This window comes from Nostoc sp., assembly GCF_036917455.1.
Classification (GTDB): domain Bacteria; phylum Cyanobacteriota; class Cyanobacteriia; order Cyanobacteriales; family Nostocaceae; genus Nostoc.
Genome location: NZ_JBALDK010000170.1, coordinates 53,212 through 72,822, shown reverse-complemented (window position 1 = coordinate 72,822; position 19,611 = coordinate 53,212). Strand labels below are relative to the sequence as shown.

Here is a 19,611-nt window from a genome sequence, read left to right as displayed (position 1 = left end):
GAAGAATTAAAAAAGTTAGGAGTTTAGAGCTTAGAGTTAGGAGTTAGGAGTTAGAAGTTAGAAATTGGGAATGATAAATTTTCAATGAGAATTTATCACTACTCATAATTCATAACTTTTAACTTACTAAGCACTAGCACTCCCATCATATCGTTCGCAATGGGGTAGTGTGTGGCAACACCAAAACCAACTTGACGCGCTAACTCTATTTGCTCTCTCCCGATGGGAAATCGGTCTAAGCTGGGGCTAATGTAGGCATATTCTTCTTTTAACCCTAAATAATTCGCAACCGGCACCACAAAACCGTTCAGATAAAACTGCTGAAAGGTACGTAGCTGAGGATTGCTCGGTCGATGAAAGTCTAGAATTGCGGCTTTCGCACCCGGCTTCAAAACCCGGTATACCTCTTGGAGACTGCGGGAAATATCTTTAACATTTCTTAAGCCATAGCCCATTGTGGCGGCATCAAATTGGTTATCGTCAAAGGGTAAATTTAGCACATCGGCTTCTACCCAGGCGATTGCAGGTTGGGGGTACTGTCTTTGAGAACGTTCTCTAGCAGTTTCTAGCAGGTTGCAGGAAAAATCTACTCCATACACCTGTCCTGTTGCTCCAACACGCCGTGCCAAACGCAAGGCTAAATCACCACTACCGCAGCATAAATCTAATGCAGTATCACCTGATTTAGCTGCACTCCATTTCACTGCCATTTCTTTCCAGATGCGGTGCTGTCCCAAACTCAACCAATCGTTCAACTGGTCATAAACTGGAGCAATACGGTTAAAAATGGACTGAATTTCGTTAGTCATTGGTCAATAAGTCATTAATCATTGGTCATTTGCCTAGGATAAAGGACAAATGACTAATGACAACTACACAATGGTTTGATGGCAGCGACTACTAGTAAGAGCGATCGCTACCAGTTCGGCTGATAAATTAATTAGCATTAATTCATCTTCCCGCAAAGTGCATGGTTGTTTCCACTGTAGGGACAATACACCCAAAAGTTCATTATGGTAGCTAATTGGGATAACTAAATGTGCTTGCACACCCGTATTTTGGTAGTGAGTAGCATCAGCTAATTTAGTGTCTTTAAGTATATTTAAGGAAACTTGCATTTGCCCAGTGGCGATCGCTTCCGTTGTTAGTGGATCGAGAGATAGCCAGTTCTCTATTGTACCTGTATCGCTGTAAGTTCCTTGAGTCGCAACTAGATTCTTTCCATCTGTAAGCTGTAGGATACAGCCTTCTGCCCCAAAAGTCTCACTCACAGCCTTAGCGATTGGAGTGAGAGTTTCCTCTAAGCTAGAAGCCGCTTGAGTTACCTGTACCAAAACACTCAGTAGCGCCATTTGAGCATGAGCGCGACGTAATTCTTCTGTACGTTGCTTGAGCAAGTCGTAGGTTTCTGCTGCTCTTTGCACTACTGCCTTTAGTTCCCCTGGATCCCAAGGCTTAGTGATATATTTGTAGACTTGCCCTGCATTAATTGCCTCTACCAAGTCTTCAATATCAGTAAATCCGGTGAGAATTATCCTGACTGTATCGGGAAACTGAGGTACAGTCTTACTGAGAAACTCAGTTCCTTTCATTTCTGGCATCCGTTGATCGGAGATAATTACTGCTACTTCTCCTTCTGCTGCCAAAACTTGTAAGGCGTTCACCCCACTATCAGCTTTCAAAACATTAAAGTCGCGTCGAAATGTGCGATAAAGTAAATCGAGATTATCTGGCTCATCGTCAACTACCAAGATTTTGAGCTTTTTTGGTCGTTCTAGAGTCATCACTTGATATTGGAGTTTATCAATTTCGCCACTGGGCTTATCCATAAGATATTTCCTTTAAATATTCACTATCTTGTTATATTCCATACCAAGCTTAGTTGAGAATAGCTCAAATTTATCAAGGGTTTTTACGGAGTTAATCTGCATGTTTAAATACGTAAAATGTAAGTGATACAGAGGATGTTTGGCTGTCCAAACATTTTAAGTAGAAAAAATTGCCCTGGAAAAACCAACTAAATCAGCCTAATTATGGCGATTGGTACCCAGTAATGGCGGCATAGTTTAATAAAACTAACTTTAAATAGATGGTTTGAAAAATAGTGCTAAGAATCATGATTAACTAACAGCAATAGCAAACGGCTAACTACCCGATTATCTGGTAATTGATAGAAATTTAACTCTCCTCCCAGTTCCAGCATGAGGTTTTGGCAGATTAGCAGATGTAAAGCTGGAGGTTGATCGAGCTTGGAGTGAGCAAGCACATCTTTGAGTGTATTTTGATGTAGTTCAGTGAGTAGCTGTGATTCGATCGCACCGTTGTATGTAATCGACAGTTCCAGCGATGTCTGATGTTCAGTACCTACACTTGCAGAAGACTGCTTTGCCTCTGAGGGTTTTGACGCATCTAAACGGCGACACCAAATGTCAATTCTACCGCCGATTGGAGAACGGTTACAGGCAGTAACTAATAATTCATGGATAACTAATTCAATTTTGACAATATCACCAGCGATCGCCATTGCGGATTGAACGCTGGAACTAGGAACACCTCTGACTAACGAAGAATTCTTTGGCGATTCTTGCTCATCAATTGGTTGTCCCAAGCCATGTACACCAATCCATAGCTTTTGTTGTTTTAGTAAATTTTCGATGCGTTCGAGCGATCGCTTTAGTAAACTGGCTATGGGCATAGTTTCCCAACTAATATGTAGCTGCCAGTTCTCAAGTTTTAGCATTCCACTCATAGAAGTGGCTGTGTGGTCTAATTGCCGTAGCAATAGCTGGTAGCGCATTTGAGTCAGTTCATTGGCAGGAATGCCCAAATCATGTATTTGTTTCAGCGATAGCGCCGTTATTCTTTGGATTTCCTCTAGACGACGATGCTTGTACCAGTTGAGTTGTCGTAATTCCTCTGTTGTGGATTCTAGAAGTCGGTTAATTTGCTTTTGACGACGCCACCAAGCTAATTGAGAAATTAGAGTTGCGATCGCATTAAGATTTTGTTGTGACCAGCGACGCTCTTGATAGTCTGCTAACAATACTACACCCGTGATTTCATAATCAGCATTGGTCCGTAATGCCATTACCAAAATTTGACCTTTATCTGGAGTATTCAACCATTTTCGAGTTTCTGGGGGTAAATTATCCACCTTCAAAGTTAAGTAATTCTCCGTAACCAGTGCCCATTGAATTAAGGCTTCCGATTGGATAGAAATAAATGCATCAGAAAAAATCCCAAATTGACTATTGTCAATCACTCCAGGGATAATTTCTGCCAAATTTTCGCCAGGCGACCAGGATAGCAGTAACGCTAGGGGACAACCCAGAATCGATGCTATTTGTTCGAGTGCTGTATGTTCTAAATGCTTTTTTTCGACCTCGATTTTGCTGTTCTGGGTTTTTGTCAGGATGTTTAAGCATTGTTCAAACGCCTGGGAAGTTTTTTGCTGCTGGGTAGTGCGGTTGTGCAATTGCCACTGACGAACAATCACCCCAATCTGTTGACTAACAGCCCACAGTAAATCCTTTTCGAGAGTTGTCCAAGAACGATGGGTTTCGTGAGTGATGAGCAAAAGTGCTGCTGAGGTATGACTTTGAGTGCATTTACAAATAAGTAGCGATCGCACCCCACTTTCTAGTAAAAAGGACCGCCAGTTAAAAAAGCGTAAATCTTCATCTAAGTTCTCAATCTCCACCGCTTCAGTTGAACGTTGCAAAAGCTGTACATCTAATTCTTTGAGATTATTCAGGGTAAATGTCAACGGTCGGCGATTATGAGGCTGACTTTGGTAAATAAATTGATAATTATTCTGTTCAGGATCGTACTGCAACAGCAAAAAACGGGTGGCTGTTAGTCGAGCTAAAACTCTTTTAGCACAGCTTTGTAATGTTTCCTGAAGATCGTGTTCGCTATAGATCCCCTGGGCAACTTGACCAGTCAGTTGGGCATCATCCTGAATCTGTTTGATAGTGCTTTCCATACTTTCAGTTGGTGTAACTAGGGAAATTAAATTAGCTACACTCTGAACAAAATTTTTGTCTGTCTCCGTCCAGATTCGAGGTTCATTGCTTTCCACCGCCAGAAAACCGAGCAAGTTCTTTTGCCAGATAATCGGAGCTGCCAAAAGCGATCGCACCTTCAGCCGTTGCAGCAATTTTGCCGTAAAATGGCTTTTTAAAGAACTGCGTGCATCACCAATTGAGACAATCTGGTTCACTGCCAAAGCATAATAAAAGTCGCTCAAGTCCTGTACAGTCATTCCTGGAGCTTGCTGATTGCTGGAATTGCGATCGCTTTTGACAAGCTGATTGCTCATCCGACACCAAAAGTAGCGCCCTTCTCGATCGAACCAGTAAACATTTGTCCGATTAGGGGAGATAAATTTATGAGTTGCTTGTACCCCTGCTTCAAGTCTTTGATTAAGGTTTGTGAGGGTGCGTAAATTTTCGAGCAATTCTAATAATGGCTCATCGCTTCGCTTCGTTTGCTTTTGCTGCTTATGCATCTCATGTTGATAAAGCAATGCCCCCAATTCACCTAAAACCATCATCAAACGTGCTTTTGCTTCCCCTGTCAGTAGATAGCCCCAGCGATCTGAACCGAGTAACAGCAAACCCAAGCAACGGTCTTTATAGCGAATTGGTAAAATAATTGTTCCTTGGATCTGCAATTTTTCAGCAATTTTGCGCCATTCGGCGGCGCGGATTTCAGTTTGCAAATCAGCTATCCCCAAGGGATGCTGTTCAATCACCACTTGTTCTAATAAATCCCCCGGACTGAGAACAACCCTTTGGTGTAAAAAGCTCGTGTCCCGATCGGGTGTAATGCCGCCTTTGCCGAATAATATGTGATTCAGGCGATCGTAAAGAGCAATCCAAATCAGTCTGTAATCAAACTCTTCCTTAAGATAAGAAATAGTAGTTTCAATCAGAACGTCAACATCATCTTCTTCTCTGAGGCTCTGGAGGACGCGCCCCAAAGAGAGGATCTGCTGTTCGGCGGCTATAGGTTTTTGCGGCTGCCCCATCTGATTTATTGGTTAACATAACTTGTAATATATAAGATGCCCAGAAAACTACCCTGAGTAATATTGCTACAAGTGTTTAATGTTGAACTGGGGACTGGTGATTGGGGAACTCGGGGCCCCCTCTGGGGATTAGGGGCGATGGGGACTGGGGAAGGAGCAGGGAGTAGAGTGAAAATTTCTCTCCTCAGCACCGCGCACTCCCCCTTATAACTCTTTTCAATACCCAATCCCCAATCCCCAGTCCCCAGTCCCCAGTCCCCAGTCCCAAAGCCAATGGATATTTATAAATTTGCAATTAGTCCGCTTCTGTTCAATTTGGTAAAAACAGACCCAGAGTGGCTACACCAGCAGACGATTCGCAGTTTTAACTGGCTATCACAAACCCCTGCTAGTTGGGCAAACCAACGTTTACAAAAATCTTTATCTCTGTACGATTCACGCCTAGAACAAAATTTATTTGGGTTAAAATTCCCAAATCCTGTAGGATTAGCAGCTGGCTTCGATAAGGATGGAGTCGCTGCTGGTATTTGGTCTAATTTGGGTTTTGGCTTTGCAGAACTAGGAACTGTAACTTTTCACGCCCAGCCAGGAAATCCGCGTCCCCGTTTGTTTCGCTTGCCGTTGGATAAAGCCGCTCTCAATCGCATGGGCTTTAATAACCTCGGTGCAGCAGCAATGGCGACACGTTTGACACATGAAAAACACGAGTCAACTCACTTAATACCCATAGGCATAAATTTGGGGAAATCTAAGGTAACTCCCCTAGAAGAAGCCGCACAAGATTATCTTGATAGTTTTCGCTTACTCAAGGATTTGGGAGATTATTTTGTTGTTAATGTCTCTTCGCCTAATACACCGGGGTTGCGATCGCTCCAAGATGCCTCTATGCTCAGTGCCATCTTAAATTTATTACAAAAAGAAAATAATATACATAAACCTATTTTTGTCAAGATAGCGCCAGATTTGGATTGGGTTGCGATCGCTGACATTATTTCTTTAGCTAAAACCTACAATCTGGCGGGAATTATCGCCACCAATACCACCATCCGCCGTGATGAACTGAAAACCCAGGTAATTGACCAAACTGGCAAATCACCCCAGGATGAAGCTGGCGGAATTAGTGGTAAACCATTGCGCGATCGCTCCACTGAGGTAATTCGTTTTATTTGGCAGCAAACCCAAGGACAAATCCCGATTATTGGCGTTGGTGGAATTTTTTCCCCAGAGGATGCTTGGGAAAAAATTACTGCTGGTGCTAGCCTGATCCAGGTTTATACAGGCTGGATTTATGAAGGCCCACTGATGGTACGCCAGATTCTTTCAGGTTTACTCTCCAAGTTAGAACAAAGCGGATTAAATTCCATCAACGAAGCTGTGGGCTTAGAATTCAAAAATCAAAAGTAATTAATATTTTTTAATTTTGAATTACGATCCTTCTTCCTCCAGTGGGAAAAACTCCTTAGTTTTTTCCAAGTATGACCAGGCAATACCATCAGGGTCTTTACTGCGACTCCATTCAGGAAACTCTGGATCGTTTCGTCGTTTATAAACCGTGCTGGAATAGACATTTAGCCGTTTGGCAAGTTCAGATTGAATGAGAGAGCCAAAAATTAATTGTTTTTCCAGCGATCGTTTAGCTTCCTCATGGGTTTGAGTTACCTGTGGTATTGATTCAGTTTCTGCTTCTTCCTCCTCAAGTGTTGTTGGTGGTGGTGCTAGAAGCGATCGCGCAGTTTTAGTAACTGGTTGAGCCGGAAGCTCTTTGACAGGCTCACTACTGTCAAGAATATTGCCGAGAATACTGGCAGTTATAAAGTAATAAGACTGCCCCGCTTCTTCGGAGTTGACTATACTGGCACCAAATTCCGAGGCTTTACCATCCAAGTAGCGTTTTGCCGTTGTTCCAGGAAAATTGCCCTTGATTGCCAAGTCCATTGGCGTAAGTCTGCCTTGATTTTCTCGAACCAACTGATGAAAAATTGGGTTAACTCGCACAGTCCACTGTTGCCATTGATATTCCTGCCAAATCTTGAAGCCAATTACCAGCACAATTAGCGCTAATAAAATTCTCCAGGTAGCAACCAGGAAAATAATCAAAAACGAGATGGGCAAAAGTAGAACGAGAAAAGCCTTGCCGTTGTCTTCTATGGGTTTTTCACTCATGCCGATTTTTGCCAAGTGAATTTTGGGAAATAGTATTATATATCTTGGCAAAAATTGTGACACTTTTTTGTATCTTTTGGCAAAGTTGCGGCAAATTTGTCGGCAAAATCTTTCCTGGGTAGGTGTTATCCGCTTATCTAAGATTGGTGTGCGATGCCTACGGCGGTAAACTACGCCCAAAAGTTTTTCCCAGCGAAAAAAAGAAGATTTTTAACTCAACCAACAACTCCATAAATTAAATCGTCAGCCCCTTGACAACAAATAATACATATACTACATTAATAATACAAGTTAACTTTCATTTGAGAGTTAACTTGCACCAGTAGCGGATAGCTCAAAATTCACTTCTTGCCTGAAAAGGCCGACGAATTGAGGGTTATCGCCTGCCAAGCGGGAGATCGCGGGTTCAAATCCCGCTCCACTACACCAATTAATTTTAGATTTTAGATTGAATTTAAAATCCTAAATCTTCATGTGGCGGGTAGCTCAGAGGTAGAGCGCTAAACATCCTTTTTCACCCCTTGCCTGCAAAGGCCGACGAATTAGGGTTATCGAATCAGGTTCGAGAGGTCGCGGGTTCGATTCCTGCTCCGCTACACCAATTAATTTTAGATTTTGGATTTTAGATTTTAAATTCCATCCCAAATCCCAACTTTTCATGTGGCGGGTAGCTCAGTTTGGTAGAGCGCCGAAAAACATCCTTGTTCACACCTTGCCTGAAAAGGCCGAAGAATTAGGGTTATCGCCTTTTAAGCCGGATGTCGCAGGTTCGATTCCTGCTCCGCCACCTTTCATTTTTGCCCGTAAGGGCCGGGAGATGAAGCGATGAACTACAATTTTTTCACCAAAAAGAAAACAACTACACCACAAAATCAACCTATCCCCGGACGAGAAGCAGAAATGATTCAGGGACGTTCCGGTGGCTGGATGTTTGATGCTGGCATTTGGAAGATGCTGCGTCGCTGTCTTTTGGTTGGCACAGCAAAAAGTACTTACTACGCTGGTAAACAGGAATTAACTGAGGATTTTGTGACAGTTGTAAGACTTGCTGTTGCCGAAAATCCCAGCCGTGTAGCAGAAGAAATTTTGTATGCTAGCGATGGACGCGCCATCAACAACAGTGCGCCTATATTAGCTTTGGTACTGCTGTCGATGGGTGAAGCACCACAGGCAAAACAAGCTTTTGGTGAAATCTTCCCGCAAGTTGTTCGTACTGGTAGCCACTTCTACGAATGGCTGAACTACACAAAATCTCTGCGGGGATTTGGCAAAGTCGTGCGGGAAGCTGGTAAAACTTGGCTCTCAAGGGAAGATGTCAAGGGTTTAGCTTATCAACTGTTGAAATATCAACAGCGTCAAGGCTTTTCCCACCGAGATGCATTGCGGTTGTTCCATGTCAAACCGCCGACTGAAAATCACCGTCAACTATTTGAGTGGGTAGTTAGAGGCTGGGAAGAATTGCCAGCAGACATCCCCTCAGAAGCATTGGCACAAATTTGGTGGTATGAATGGCTGAAGCGGAATCCTACCCAAACCCATGAAGCTATTTTGCAAGGACGCTTAACCCACGAAATGGCTGCACCGGTGGGCAAAATGGATCGGCAAGCTTGGCAGCTGCTATTTCAGGAAATGCCAATAGGCGCAATGCTGCGTAACTTGGGTTCTTTAACTGAACTAGGTGTATTGCGAGCCGATGAAAATGCTAATTTGCTGCGAGTGGAAGAAGTTCTTAATCGCAGAGAACATCTGCGTAAAGGTCGTATTCATCCGATTGATGTTTTGAAAGCACTCAAAACTTATGAATCTGGTGGAAGATTAGGACGCAGTAAGAAAACTTGGAATCCAGTTCCTCGGATTGTGGACATTTTAGAAAAGGCGGTTGAACTGTCTTTTGATGTTGTGCAACCCACAGGTAAAGTGTTCATGCACGCCGTAGACATTTCTGCTTCTATGGGTAGCTTGGTTGCAGATATGGGACTGAGTTGTTGTGAAATTGCCACGACAATGGCACTGGTGACAGCAAAAGCCGAGAAAAACTACATGATTCGCGGCTTTTCTACGGAATTCCGTGATTTAAAGATCAGTGCCAAAGATAGTTTTAGTTCTGCGGTTCGCAAAGCTAGCAACCAAAACTTCGGCGGAACGAATGCATCTGTAGCCTACGACTGGATGATTAAGAATAAGTTCAAGGCAGATGTAGTCTGCTTTTGGACTGACTCGGAAAGCTGGGCTGGAAATAAGCATCCAAGTCAAGCGCTGAAGGAGTACCGCAAAAAAGTAAATCCCAACGTTAAGGCGGTGTATGTCACCTTGACACCTTACCAGATTACTTTGGTAGATCCCGAAGATTCGCTGTCTTGGGATTTGGCAGGGTTCGATTCGGCAACGCCTCGCATCATCCAGATGCTAGCTACGGGTGAGTTTTAGATATTGTTGAAGGATAAAACACTTTATCCTTCATATTTCACGGCGGGTTATCCTTGTTCGCAACTTGCCTTTCGGGGACGGAGAATTTAGGATTATCGGTTACGTCTCCACCATTGTGGGGATTAGCGGGTTCAATCCCCGCACCCGCCTTTGTTTGATTCAGAAGTTAAACAAAGAAGAAAGCGATTTAATTTTTGAATGGTCGTTTTTTTAAAGCATAACCCAAAAATTTGACACAAGCGATCGCTCATCATTTATTCAACTATCGAATGGTTAATTAAACAATGTCCCCAAGAAATTGATAATTGGTTTCCAAAAAATACCAGTTAGGACATAAGGAGCGTATCGTAAAAGCGGTAAGCTTGACTCTTTTGACGGTTTATATTGGTAAACACTCCAAGAGAAAAGGCACTATACAGGTAAGCCCATAAGCAGTTGCTAAGGCCGTACTCAATTTAGGTTCATTTTCTGGTATCGGGCTGTAATAAATACCCAGCATAATGAAAGAGATCATTAAAAACTGCTCCCATAAAAACCAAGATTGGGGCGATAGAAAATAAACTAACTGGAGAAAGCTTTTATCTTCTATTTTTTGTCGCATCCCCAAAAGTACAGCCCAAGTTGCTGCTCCAACTATACCATCATCTTTCAGTCCATAAGTTCTTTGAAAGCGTTGCAATTCCGAGCGATCGCTATTCCTTTTAAATCTAATTGCACCACGTCTTTCTCAAGGAGTTTCTGAAGATGATTCTGAGCAAGATTTTGTGGGAGCGTTTACTTGCTCTAAGGTATTGGTTAATGAGTCATCCCGTAGTATGGGGTATCTGCTTTGGGAATTTATAACATCGTCAAAAGCTTCCAGATCCTCTAGAGCTTCTGATGCAGACTGATATCGTTGTTTGAAGTCATCCAGCACCATTTTACTGAGAATTGTAGCTAGGCAATTGCTCACTTTAGAGCGTAGTTTACCGCCGTAGGCATCGCTCCATTTGATCTCTCCATAACCATCTCTACCTAGCTCACGGGGTGCTACACCAGTCAAGGCTTTAATCCCAACCATACCCACTGCATAGATATCACTACTGTAGTGGGGACGGCCAAAACATTGTTCGCTTGGTGCGTAACCCTGAGTCCCAATGCCAATGGTAAAGGGGGTTTGCTCTTGTGCATCAAGCTGTTTGATGCTGACTTCTTTGACGGCTCCAAAGTCAATCAATACAAGTTTTCCGTCTGAGTGTCGCCGGATGATATTACTGGGCTTAATATCCCGGTGAATCACGTTGTTTTTATGAACAAATGTTAATGTTTGCAATAAGTCCCTGACAATTTTGATCGTGGCAATTTCATCAATTGCTCTACCTGGTGGTAATTCCTGATTTAAAGGATGACCAATTATCTGTTCTTGCACTAGATAAAATTCCTCATCTTCTTCAAAATAAGCCAAAAGTTGAGGGATTTGATCGTGTGTTCCCAATTTTTCTAGAGTTTGCGCCTCTGAGTGAAATAAACGTCTGGCAAGTTGCAAGGCTTCTGGTTTTGTGCTGGCTGGTTTTAGTTGCTTAAGAACACATTGCGGATTTCCAGGACGTTGAGTATCTTCAGCAATGTATGTTTCGCTGAATCCACCGGAACCGAGAACTTTGACAATTTTATAGCGTTGAGCCAGAACTTTCCCTGATAAGGCTAAATCTCGTTGCTGGATTAGGTCTTGCAAGTCATCTTGTTGACTGATAATCTCTTGGACAACGGGGGAAGTTTTATACTTTTGAAAAATATCTACTAATTGGCGTTTCCTGATATTTTCTCTCACTAATGAGGTTCCCAGGTAGGAAAATCCGGTCATTGCGATCGCAATCATTGGTACAGTAGTAGGGAAAATTAACTGACCATAGATAAATAACCCATAACTAATCCCTACCCAAGTGCCAGAAAGGGCGAGGCCATAGAGAAATCTATTGATACTCCGCTTGCGTCTGCTAATCATCAAGGCTGTACTGCCAACTAGAATTAGCACAAACAAACCCCGCAATGGTGGAGTGTTAATTCCTGGAGCGATCGCTTTTCCTGACATTAAAGTTGCGATCGCATTGGCGTGAATTTCCACGCCTGACATGGGTTTGGCACTGTTGCTAGCAGCTACTGGATAATAATCATTATTTAATTTATCTGTTGCACCTATTAGCACTATTTTGTCTTTGAACACCTTTCCCTGCTGCAAATAGGTGTTCCAGTTTTCCGGGTCGAGTACGTGCCAAAAGGGTATTTGCTCAAATGTACCCGCAGGGCCCCAAAAATAAATGCGATCGCCCTTTGGTCGTGGATAATTTACTTCTGCTATCCTGAGTGCTGCTTCATCAAAAGAGGGTAGCTTCTCGAGCAAATTATCTTCAGCCAACGACTTAGAAAACTCACTTGCCAATCGATGAACTTTACCATCCGCTTCTAAGGGGAAATTAACTGAGCCAATGGACACTGACCCTGTACGAAACATCTGTTGTGGGTCTATCAATTGTGTAAAAGACCCTTGGCGCGTCTGGGAATTTTCGTAGACGGCTGCTAAAGTAATTTTATTACCATATTTTTGCAATACTGTATGAAGTTGGCGATCGTCAGTAGCTCCATAGCTGCTGGGAGTGTCAAATATTACGTCTACTGCTACAGAGCGGACACCTGCTTTGATTAATTTTGTAATTATCTGGGCATAAGCAGCACGTTTATAAGGATAAGATTTCAGTGTTTCTAGGTAGGCATACTGTTTTGGATTTGTTTTATAGTACTGTTCGGGAACTGATATTGACTGATCGTCTATTGCTAAAATTACAATGTCTTCTGGAGGTACAATCGGCCCGCGCAGTTGAAAAAAGCCAGAAAGCGCCTTACTTTCCATGAATTGAACCAATTCTCCACCAGAAGCACTCAGCAATGCTGCACCCATTACCCAAGCCCCAGCGAGGAGATGGCCTAAGCGAATCATCCACCTAGACTGGCGAGCCGATGCTGTCGAGGTAACTTTTGTCGGTTTACTTGAGTGTCTATTGGCAGCAGAGACAGAGTTTTTAGTTAAGGTAGATGTGGGTTCTTCTGCCATATTGTGTTACTGATTGATTTAAGTCCAACACTTTTATTTATTCAGACCACGTTTTAGCGCAAGCACATTGAAATAAGACTTAAATGACAATCTTATACATTTGTAAAGTATCTTCTATCAATCGACAAACTTTTATTAGCAGAGCTAGCCCCTAAGAGATTCCGACTCAGGTACTGCTTAACTTATTATTTTTCTGTTAGGTGAGTTACAACTAGTGATTGTCTCACAGATCGGAGTCGAAGGAGATCCGACTCTGCAATTGGTTGCAGCAAGATTTTACCGTAACCTAACCAACAGGTATGCTCCTAACTGGTTGTTTTACCATAAGCTGTCCCAAGGCCGTCTTCTGTCTTTGGGACAATATTGGTACTCCCCACAAAGCTTGTCCTGATACTGACAGCTTCACTTTATAGATGGGCATCAACTTATATCCTACTCTAAGCTTATGCTATACCTCTTTAGGAGTAAAATTTAGTGTTATACAGCAATAAATGCTGTTATTGGTTCAATTTTATTGGTAGATTTCGATCGCAGGGTATACTCTTGCAGTGCTGGAGGTGAATAAGGTTTAGCACCCAGGATCTCAACTCCAATATTGCATCCGTTTTTATGGTTTGAAAGAGGTAGGATAAAAGCTATAGATGAAGACTTACTTTATAGATATTAGCAAACAAGGCATTTGAAAATTGCTATAATCTATTGTTCCATCTAAATTCATTTATATTATTAGGTGTAAATTTGTATGGGTTCTCCAATGAATCGTCTGTCTATTTTTGTAGACGGAAACAATATGTTCTATGCACAACAAAAAAATGGGTGGTTTTTTGACCCGCGACGAGTCTTAGAATACTTTAAACATGAGCAATCAGAAACAACATTAATTAATGCATTCTGGTACACTGGCTTAAAAGACCCACAGGATCAACGAGGTTTTAGAGATGCTCTAATTAGTCTAGGATATACAGTCCGAACTAAAATTCTTAAAGAATATTATGATGATACGTCCGGTCGTTACTCGCAAAAAGCGAATTTAGATATTGAAATTGTTGTAGATATGTTTAACACAGTAGACCAATATGACCGAGTAGTATTATTCAGTGGTGATGGCGATTTTGAAAGAGCAATCGAACTATTACGCTCAAAAAATACACATATTACGGTAGTATCTACAGAAGGAATGATTGCTAGAGAACTACGGAACGCTACTGATAGATATATAGATTTAAATGATATCAGAGATCAAATAGAAAAAACCGAAGGTTAGTAGCCTTAGCAATTATTTACAAAGATAAGAGTAAAAGAAAAACTAAGGTTGAAGATATATTGAGCCACAAGTAAAAATTAAACAACATACCGCAAATGACAAATAAAACCGATCGAATCATCATTTTTGATACTACACTGCGAGATGGAGAGCAGTGTCCAGGAGCGACTCTGAATATAGACGAAAAGCTAGTTATTGCCAAGCAACTGGCGCGTCTAGGTGTGGATATAATTGAGGCAGGATTTGCCTTTGCTAGTCCAGGAGATTTTGAAGCAGTCAGTAAGATTGCCCAAATTGTCGGGACAGAAAATGGTCCAGTAATTTGCAGTTTGGCAAGAGCCATTAAAGCAGATATTGAAGCAGCCGCAGAAGCATTAAAACCAGCTGTAAAGGGCAGAATTCACACATTTATTTCGACTTCTGATATTCATTTAGAGTATCAGTTGCGGAAGTCACGGGCAGAAGTGCTAGCGATCGCCGAAGAAATGGTAGCTTATGCCAAGTCCTTCATGACAGATGTCGAATTTTCGCCGATGGATGCGGCTCGTTCCGATCCAGAATTTCTTTACCAAGTGTTAGAACGAACGATCGCAGCGGGTGCAACAACAGTTAACATTCCCGATACTGTGGGTTACACCACCCCTAGCGAATTTGGAGCAATGATTAAGGGCATTATTGAAAATGTCCCCAACATCGACCAAGCGATTATTTCCGTTCACGGTCACAATGATTTAGGTTTGGCAGTTGCTAACTTCTTAGAAGCCGTAAAAAATGGCGCACGGCAACTAGAATGTACAATCAATGGCATTGGGGAACGCGCCGGAAATGCCTCCCTAGAAGAATTGGTAATGGCGTTGCACGTGCGTCGGCAATATTTTAACCCTTATCTTGGCAGACCAGAAGAATCTCAAGACTCCCTGACAAATATCGACACCCGACAAATTTACAAAACCTCACGCTTAGTTTCCAATTTGACGGGTATGTTGGTACAACCAAATAAAGCGATCGTTGGGGCCAATGCCTTTGCCCATGAGTCGGGAATTCACCAAGATGGTGTGTTAAAAAACAGACTCACTTATGAAATTATGGATGCCCAATTGATTGGCTTGACAGACAATCAAATCGTTTTGGGCAAACATTCAGGGAGAAATGCTTTCCGCACCCGCTTAAAAGAATTGGGCTTTGAACTGTCGGATACTGAGTTGAATAAAGCCTTCGTTAGGTTCAAAGAAGTAGCAGATAAAAAGAAAGATATTTCTGATTGGGATTTGGAAGCGATCGTTAACGATGAAATCCAACAAGCACCCGATTTGTTCCGAGTAGAGTTGGTGCAAGTTTCCTGTGGTAGCAACGCCCGTCCCACTGCTACAGTCACCCTGCGTACCCCAGAAGGGGAAGAATTAACCGATGCTGCGATCGGTACTGGGCCAGTGGATGCAGTTTACAAAGCCATCAACCGGGTAGTGAATGTACCCAACGAGTTGATTGAGTTTTCTGTGCAGTCAGTAACAGGTGGTATTGATGCCATTGGCGAAGTAACGATTCGTTTACGTTATGAATCTAAAGTGTTTTCTGGTCATGCAGCGAACACAGATATCATCGTGGCATCAGCGCAAGCTTATGTAAATGCGCTGAATAGGTTGTATGCTGCATTGCAAACTCAAGAAAAGCCAGAGAAAGCAACTGCACAAAAAGTCTGAGATCGGAGCTGTCAACCTGCTCATCATCAAAGCACCGCACCTAATTTTTAGCTAAGGATCGAGGCAAAAACGGATTCTATCTTTAGCAGAACCGATAGTTTGAATTAGGTGCAGGCGCTTTTCCAGATAATCGAGGTGTGCTTCCGGGTCATCAATACCTAAACCTAATGCAACAATAGCATCTGCACGCTTGGTAGTACCTGGTTGATAACTTTACTGCAAACATCCCCAAGCGATCGCTTTGGCATCTTGATGAACAGTGCGATCGTCAAATTGGTCGTCTGTGACATCACGATTGAGTTCATTGATATAACCCAGCATCAAATTAGGAATATTCTCTGGTAACGCAGAAATATTAGATGCAACCTCTCTACTGGCAATTAACTGTTCAGCATAAAGTTTCGCCAGCAAAACAGTGATATTATTTTGACCTACCATCAGAGAAAGACGATTACAAGCGTCAAAAAATTTTTGATCGGTGTTAATGCGTCGGCTTGCATTAAAAACGCTACGCTTTTACGCAAAGCTGTACTAAGAGGTTGTTTGAAAAGTAGTTTGCTGTAATTTTAATCATATTCTTACCCCCCTTAATCCCCCCGATGTATTGGGGGGAAACAAGAACAATTTGGTTCCCTCCCCAATATATCGGGGAGGGTTAGGGTGGGGTAAAAAATATTTGATACATCAATCATGACTTTTCAAAGAACCTCTAAGCAACTCTCACACTCGATCGCAATTATGATTTAAACGCATCATAATTTTTTCCGGCTCGGTCAAATTTTTAAATCCATAACGGCGATAAAGTCCATGAGCATCTTTTGTCCCTAACATCCACCTTTGAACGTCTTGCAGCTCTGGATATTCCAAAATATATTCTATAAACCATTTTCCTAAACCCTGTCCTCGATAAGGCTCCAGAATAAAAACATCTTTTAACAACGCAGAAGTTGCATAGTCAGTGATGACTCTTGCAAAGCCAACTTGCTGATTATCTTCATAAAGTCCAAAAGATAAAGAATTGTTTATTGATTTTTCCACAGTCGCTAATGGGATGTTTTCAGCCCAGTAAGAAATTTGTAAAAAAGCATGAATCATTTGAATATCTAATTTAGATTTATCGGTGCTAATGTAAAATTTATGTTTTAATTCTTCGTTCATATAGCTGGATCTTCTATTTGATATATAGTAATTAATTATAATTCATTTTTATAGTCAGTGCGTTGCAGCCTGAGATGATGAAATTACTGAACCATTAGTTGGATAACAGAGGCTATATTCAGTGTTCAAGGATATGGGTACATCTACCATTGATTATGAATCAGCCTCCAACAAAATCTTGGCAAGAAGTTCGCGCAGCATTTCAAAAAATTTGGGGTTATGAAGATTTCCGTCCACCACAGGGAGAAATTGTCAGCAGTTTATTGGCACAGAAAGATGCGCTGATTATTATGCCCACAGGTGGTGGGAAGTCGATTTGTTTTCAACTTCCCGCACTGCTACAAACAGGATTAACTTTGGTAGTTTCACCTTTGGTGGCGTTGATGGAAAATCAAGTTCAGGAATTACTACAAAGCAAGCAAAAAGCAGCACTTTTACATAGTGAATTATCTTCATCTCAACGCCGTGCAACTCTGCAAGCTTTGGAACGTCAACAGCTAAGATTACTTTATTTATCGCCAGAAACTTTGCTCAGTGCGCCAGTGTGGGAAAAATTATGTCAGCCGCAATTGCAAATTAACGGTTTGATTTTAGATGAAGCTCATTGTTTAGTGCAGTGGGGTGATACTTTTCGCCCAGCTTATCGCAGATTAGGGGCGGTGCGTCCGGCATTGCTCAAATCAAAACCACCAGGAACAAAAATTAGTATCGCCGCTTTTACTGCTACTGCTGACCCCTCAACCCAAAAAATTATTCAAACAGTTTTACAATTACACCAACCAGAGATTTTCCGCTTGAATCCTTACCGTCCGAATTTGCATCCCAGCGTTCGCATTGCTTGGACACCACGAGGTAGGAAACAACAATTATTAAAGTTTATTCAAAATAGACCGCAACAATCGGGGTTAGTTTATGTTCGCACTCGGAGAGATAGCGAAGATTTAGCCCAATGGTTAGCAGAGATGGGTTACGCTACAGCTAGTTATCATGCAGGATTGGGGGCAACCGAACGCCGTGCAGTAGAAGCAAGCTGGTTAAGTGGCAAAATACCCTTTGTGGTGTGTACCTGTGCGTTTGGTATGGGGATTAATAAAAGTGACGTTCGCTGGGTAGCCCATTTTCACGCACCACATCTGCTTTCTGAATATGTGCAAGAAATAGGCCGGGCTGGAAGGGATGGGAAACCAGCAGAGGCGTTGACATTGGTGAGTGAACCTACTGGGTGGTTAGATTCAGGGGATAAGCAAAGACAGGAGTTTTTTCACGAACAAATGCGATCGCAACAACAAATAGCGCAACAACTTGTGAAAAAATTACCAAAGCAGGGAGAAGTGAATGCAGTAACCCGACAATTTCCTGACGGTGCTACGGCGTTGGCTTTACTCCACAGCAGTGGTCAGTTAAACTGGCTTGATCCTTTCCATTACACCATTGCTCAAAAAGCGGGAAATCAGCCACCGACGCAATTACATGCTGCTAAACAAATGCATCAATACCTAACTACAAAGCAGTGTCGTTGGCAATTTTTGTTAAATGCTTTTGGTTTTGACAAAGACGCAGCTAATTGGCGTTGCGGACATTGCGATAATTGCCGTCAATAAGTCATGTTAGGGACTGTTTGTAGTTGGCACTTTAGCGCTAAAGCACCAACTGTTCTAAGAACTAGCTTGATTTAGAAGGTCGATCGCATCTGGGTCAAGTTTGAGATCTATAGCTTTAATGATATCGTTTAGTTGCTCAATATTAGTTGCACTCACAATCGGAGCAGTAATAGTGGGACGTGCAATCAGCCATGCCAGGGAAACTTGGGTGGGAGTAGAATTATAAGTCTTTGCTACTTCATCAACCGCCTTTAGAATTTGGAAACCACGAGCATTTAAATATTGCTTGACAGAATTACCACGGGCACTAATAGACAAATCTTGTTCTGAGCGATATTTACCAGAGAGAAAGCCACTAGCAAGAGAGGAATAGTTAATCACACCAATTCCCTGTTCTTGGCTGAGAAGTTGTAAATCCTGCTCATAGTCGGATCGAGAATACAAATTATAACGAGGCTGAAGGCTCTCGTAGCGAGGATATCCATGCTGCTGGCTGATTTGCAATGCCTGTGCTAGACGAGATGCACTATAATTTGAAGCGCCAATTACACGCACTTTTCCTTGACTAATTAATTCCCCATAGGTTTCAAGAGTTTCTTCAAGGGGAGTGCTTTCATCATCGATATGTGATTGATACAGATCGATATAATCGGTTTGTAACCTTTGTAATGAGTCTTCAACAGCTTGTTGAATATACTTGCGAGAAAGCCCTTTACCTTTAATACCTAAATCATTACCAACTTTAGTTGCAATCACTACTTGTTCGCGGTTCCCACGCTGCTTAAGCCATTTGCCTAAAATTGTCTCAGACTCTCCACCCTGATTCCCAGGAACCCACTTGGAATAGACATCAGCAGTGTCAATAAAATTACCTCCAGCCGCAATAAAGTGGTCTAAAATCTTAAATGAAGTATCTTCATTAATTGTCCAGCCAAATACGTTGCCACCAAAACATAGGGGTGATACTTCTAACTCTGAACGTCCAAGTTTACGTCTTACCATAGATATTTAGACTCCTTTTTATCTATTAAACCTCTTGCATAAGTCGAATAGACCCCCCTTAATCCCCCCGATATATTGGGGGGAAACTTGAAATCTTGCGCCCTCCCTAACACATCGGGGAGGGGTGATTCAAGGATTTTTGCAAGAGGTCTATTGACTGCAAAGTAATAAATACA

The 19,611-nt window shown here is 42.1% G+C and carries 14 protein-coding genes and 3 tRNA genes; 8 read left to right on the top strand and 9 right to left on the bottom strand.

Going from position 1 to position 19,611, the window contains the following annotated elements; translation table 11 throughout:
- Positions 1 to 98 precede the first annotated feature (98 nt).
- The 3 genes from ubiE to V7K42_RS18245 form a co-directional block, all read right to left on the bottom strand.
- The gene (ubiE, locus tag V7K42_RS18255) at positions 99 to 809 is read right to left on the bottom strand and encodes a bifunctional demethylmenaquinone methyltransferase/2-methoxy-6-polyprenyl-1,4-benzoquinol methylase UbiE (protein WP_334918483.1); all 711 of its coding nucleotides are present in this window, start codon (positions 807 to 809) and stop codon (positions 99 to 101) included.
- Positions 810 to 872: 63 nt separating this feature from the next.
- The gene (locus V7K42_RS18250) at positions 873 to 1,829 is read right to left on the bottom strand and encodes a response regulator (RefSeq protein ID WP_334918481.1); all 957 of its coding nucleotides are present in this window, start codon (positions 1,827 to 1,829) and stop codon (positions 873 to 875) included.
- A gap of 278 nt (positions 1,830 to 2,107) precedes the next feature.
- The gene (locus tag V7K42_RS18245; RefSeq protein ID WP_334918479.1) at positions 2,108 to 5,032 is read right to left on the bottom strand and encodes a GAF domain-containing protein; all 2,925 of its coding nucleotides are present in this window, start codon (positions 5,030 to 5,032) and stop codon (positions 2,108 to 2,110) included.
- A 273-nt stretch (positions 5,033 to 5,305) separates the two neighbouring features.
- On the opposite strand from V7K42_RS18245, the gene V7K42_RS18240 reads away from it, so the two are divergent.
- Positions 5,306 to 6,436 carry a quinone-dependent dihydroorotate dehydrogenase gene (locus tag V7K42_RS18240; protein WP_334918477.1) on the top strand — a complete coding sequence of 377 codons (1,131 nt, stop codon included), beginning with the start codon at positions 5,306 to 5,308 and terminating at the stop codon, positions 6,434 to 6,436.
- Positions 6,437 to 6,457: 21 nt separating this feature from the next.
- On the opposite strand, the gene V7K42_RS18235 is transcribed toward V7K42_RS18240, so the two are convergent.
- Entirely contained in the window at positions 6,458 to 7,195 is a 738-nt protein-coding gene (locus tag V7K42_RS18235; protein ID WP_334918509.1) for a hypothetical protein, read from the bottom strand.
- Between the two features lie 322 nt (positions 7,196 to 7,517).
- Between V7K42_RS18235 and V7K42_RS18230 the strand changes: the two genes are divergently transcribed.
- From V7K42_RS18230 to V7K42_RS18215, 4 genes are all read left to right on the top strand, one after another.
- Positions 7,518 to 7,624: transfer RNA gene (locus V7K42_RS18230), tRNA-Gly, on the top strand.
- Between the two features lie 45 nt (positions 7,625 to 7,669).
- Positions 7,670 to 7,796 (top strand) — tRNA-OTHER (locus tag V7K42_RS18225).
- A 60-nt stretch (positions 7,797 to 7,856) separates the two neighbouring features.
- Positions 7,857 to 7,983 (top strand) — tRNA-OTHER (locus V7K42_RS18220).
- A 37-nt stretch (positions 7,984 to 8,020) separates the two neighbouring features.
- Positions 8,021 to 9,622, top strand: coding sequence for a TROVE domain-containing protein (locus V7K42_RS18215; RefSeq protein ID WP_334918475.1), 1,602 nt, complete (start codon positions 8,021 to 8,023; stop codon positions 9,620 to 9,622).
- A gap of 379 nt (positions 9,623 to 10,001) precedes the next feature.
- Here the strand turns inward: V7K42_RS18215 and V7K42_RS18210 are convergent, their stop codons facing one another.
- Both V7K42_RS18210 and V7K42_RS18205 read right to left on the bottom strand, forming a co-directional pair.
- Complete coding sequence (locus tag V7K42_RS18210; RefSeq protein WP_334918473.1) at positions 10,002 to 10,301, bottom strand: peptidoglycan-binding domain-containing protein; 300 nt, start codon at positions 10,299 to 10,301, stop codon at positions 10,002 to 10,004.
- 48 nt (positions 10,302 to 10,349) lie between these two features.
- A complete protein-coding gene (locus V7K42_RS18205) occupies positions 10,350 to 12,710 on the bottom strand; it encodes a CHASE2 domain-containing serine/threonine-protein kinase (protein WP_334918471.1) in 2,361 nt (786 codons plus the stop codon).
- A gap of 742 nt (positions 12,711 to 13,452) precedes the next feature.
- Here V7K42_RS18205 and V7K42_RS18200 point away from each other — a divergent pair.
- Together V7K42_RS18200 and V7K42_RS18195 are read left to right on the top strand one after the other, a co-directional pair.
- A complete protein-coding gene (locus V7K42_RS18200) occupies positions 13,453 to 13,974 on the top strand; it encodes a LabA-like NYN domain-containing protein (protein ID WP_041565194.1) in 522 nt (173 codons plus the stop codon).
- A gap of 95 nt (positions 13,975 to 14,069) precedes the next feature.
- The gene (locus V7K42_RS18195) at positions 14,070 to 15,674 is read left to right on the top strand and encodes a 2-isopropylmalate synthase (RefSeq protein WP_334918469.1); all 1,605 of its coding nucleotides are present in this window, start codon (positions 14,070 to 14,072) and stop codon (positions 15,672 to 15,674) included.
- A 213-nt stretch (positions 15,675 to 15,887) separates the two neighbouring features.
- On the opposite strand, the gene V7K42_RS18190 is transcribed toward V7K42_RS18195, so the two are convergent.
- Positions 15,888 to 16,112 carry a hypothetical protein gene (locus V7K42_RS18190; RefSeq protein ID WP_334918468.1) on the bottom strand — a complete coding sequence of 75 codons (225 nt, stop codon included), beginning with the start codon at positions 16,110 to 16,112 and terminating at the stop codon, positions 15,888 to 15,890.
- Positions 16,113 to 16,394: 282 nt separating this feature from the next.
- The gene (locus tag V7K42_RS18185) at positions 16,395 to 16,832 is read right to left on the bottom strand and encodes a GNAT family N-acetyltransferase (protein ID WP_334918466.1); all 438 of its coding nucleotides are present in this window, start codon (positions 16,830 to 16,832) and stop codon (positions 16,395 to 16,397) included.
- A gap of 155 nt (positions 16,833 to 16,987) precedes the next feature.
- Here V7K42_RS18185 and V7K42_RS18180 point away from each other — a divergent pair, with 155 nt between their 5' ends.
- Positions 16,988 to 18,433, top strand: a complete 1,446-nt coding sequence (locus V7K42_RS18180; RefSeq protein ID WP_334918464.1) for a RecQ family ATP-dependent DNA helicase — start codon at positions 16,988 to 16,990, stop codon at positions 18,431 to 18,433.
- 54 nt (positions 18,434 to 18,487) lie between these two features.
- Here the strand turns inward: V7K42_RS18180 and V7K42_RS18175 are convergent, their stop codons facing one another.
- Positions 18,488 to 19,435 carry an aldo/keto reductase gene (locus tag V7K42_RS18175; RefSeq protein WP_334918462.1) on the bottom strand — a complete coding sequence of 316 codons (948 nt, stop codon included), beginning with the start codon at positions 19,433 to 19,435 and terminating at the stop codon, positions 18,488 to 18,490.
- Between the last annotated feature and the right edge of the window lie 176 nt (positions 19,436 to 19,611).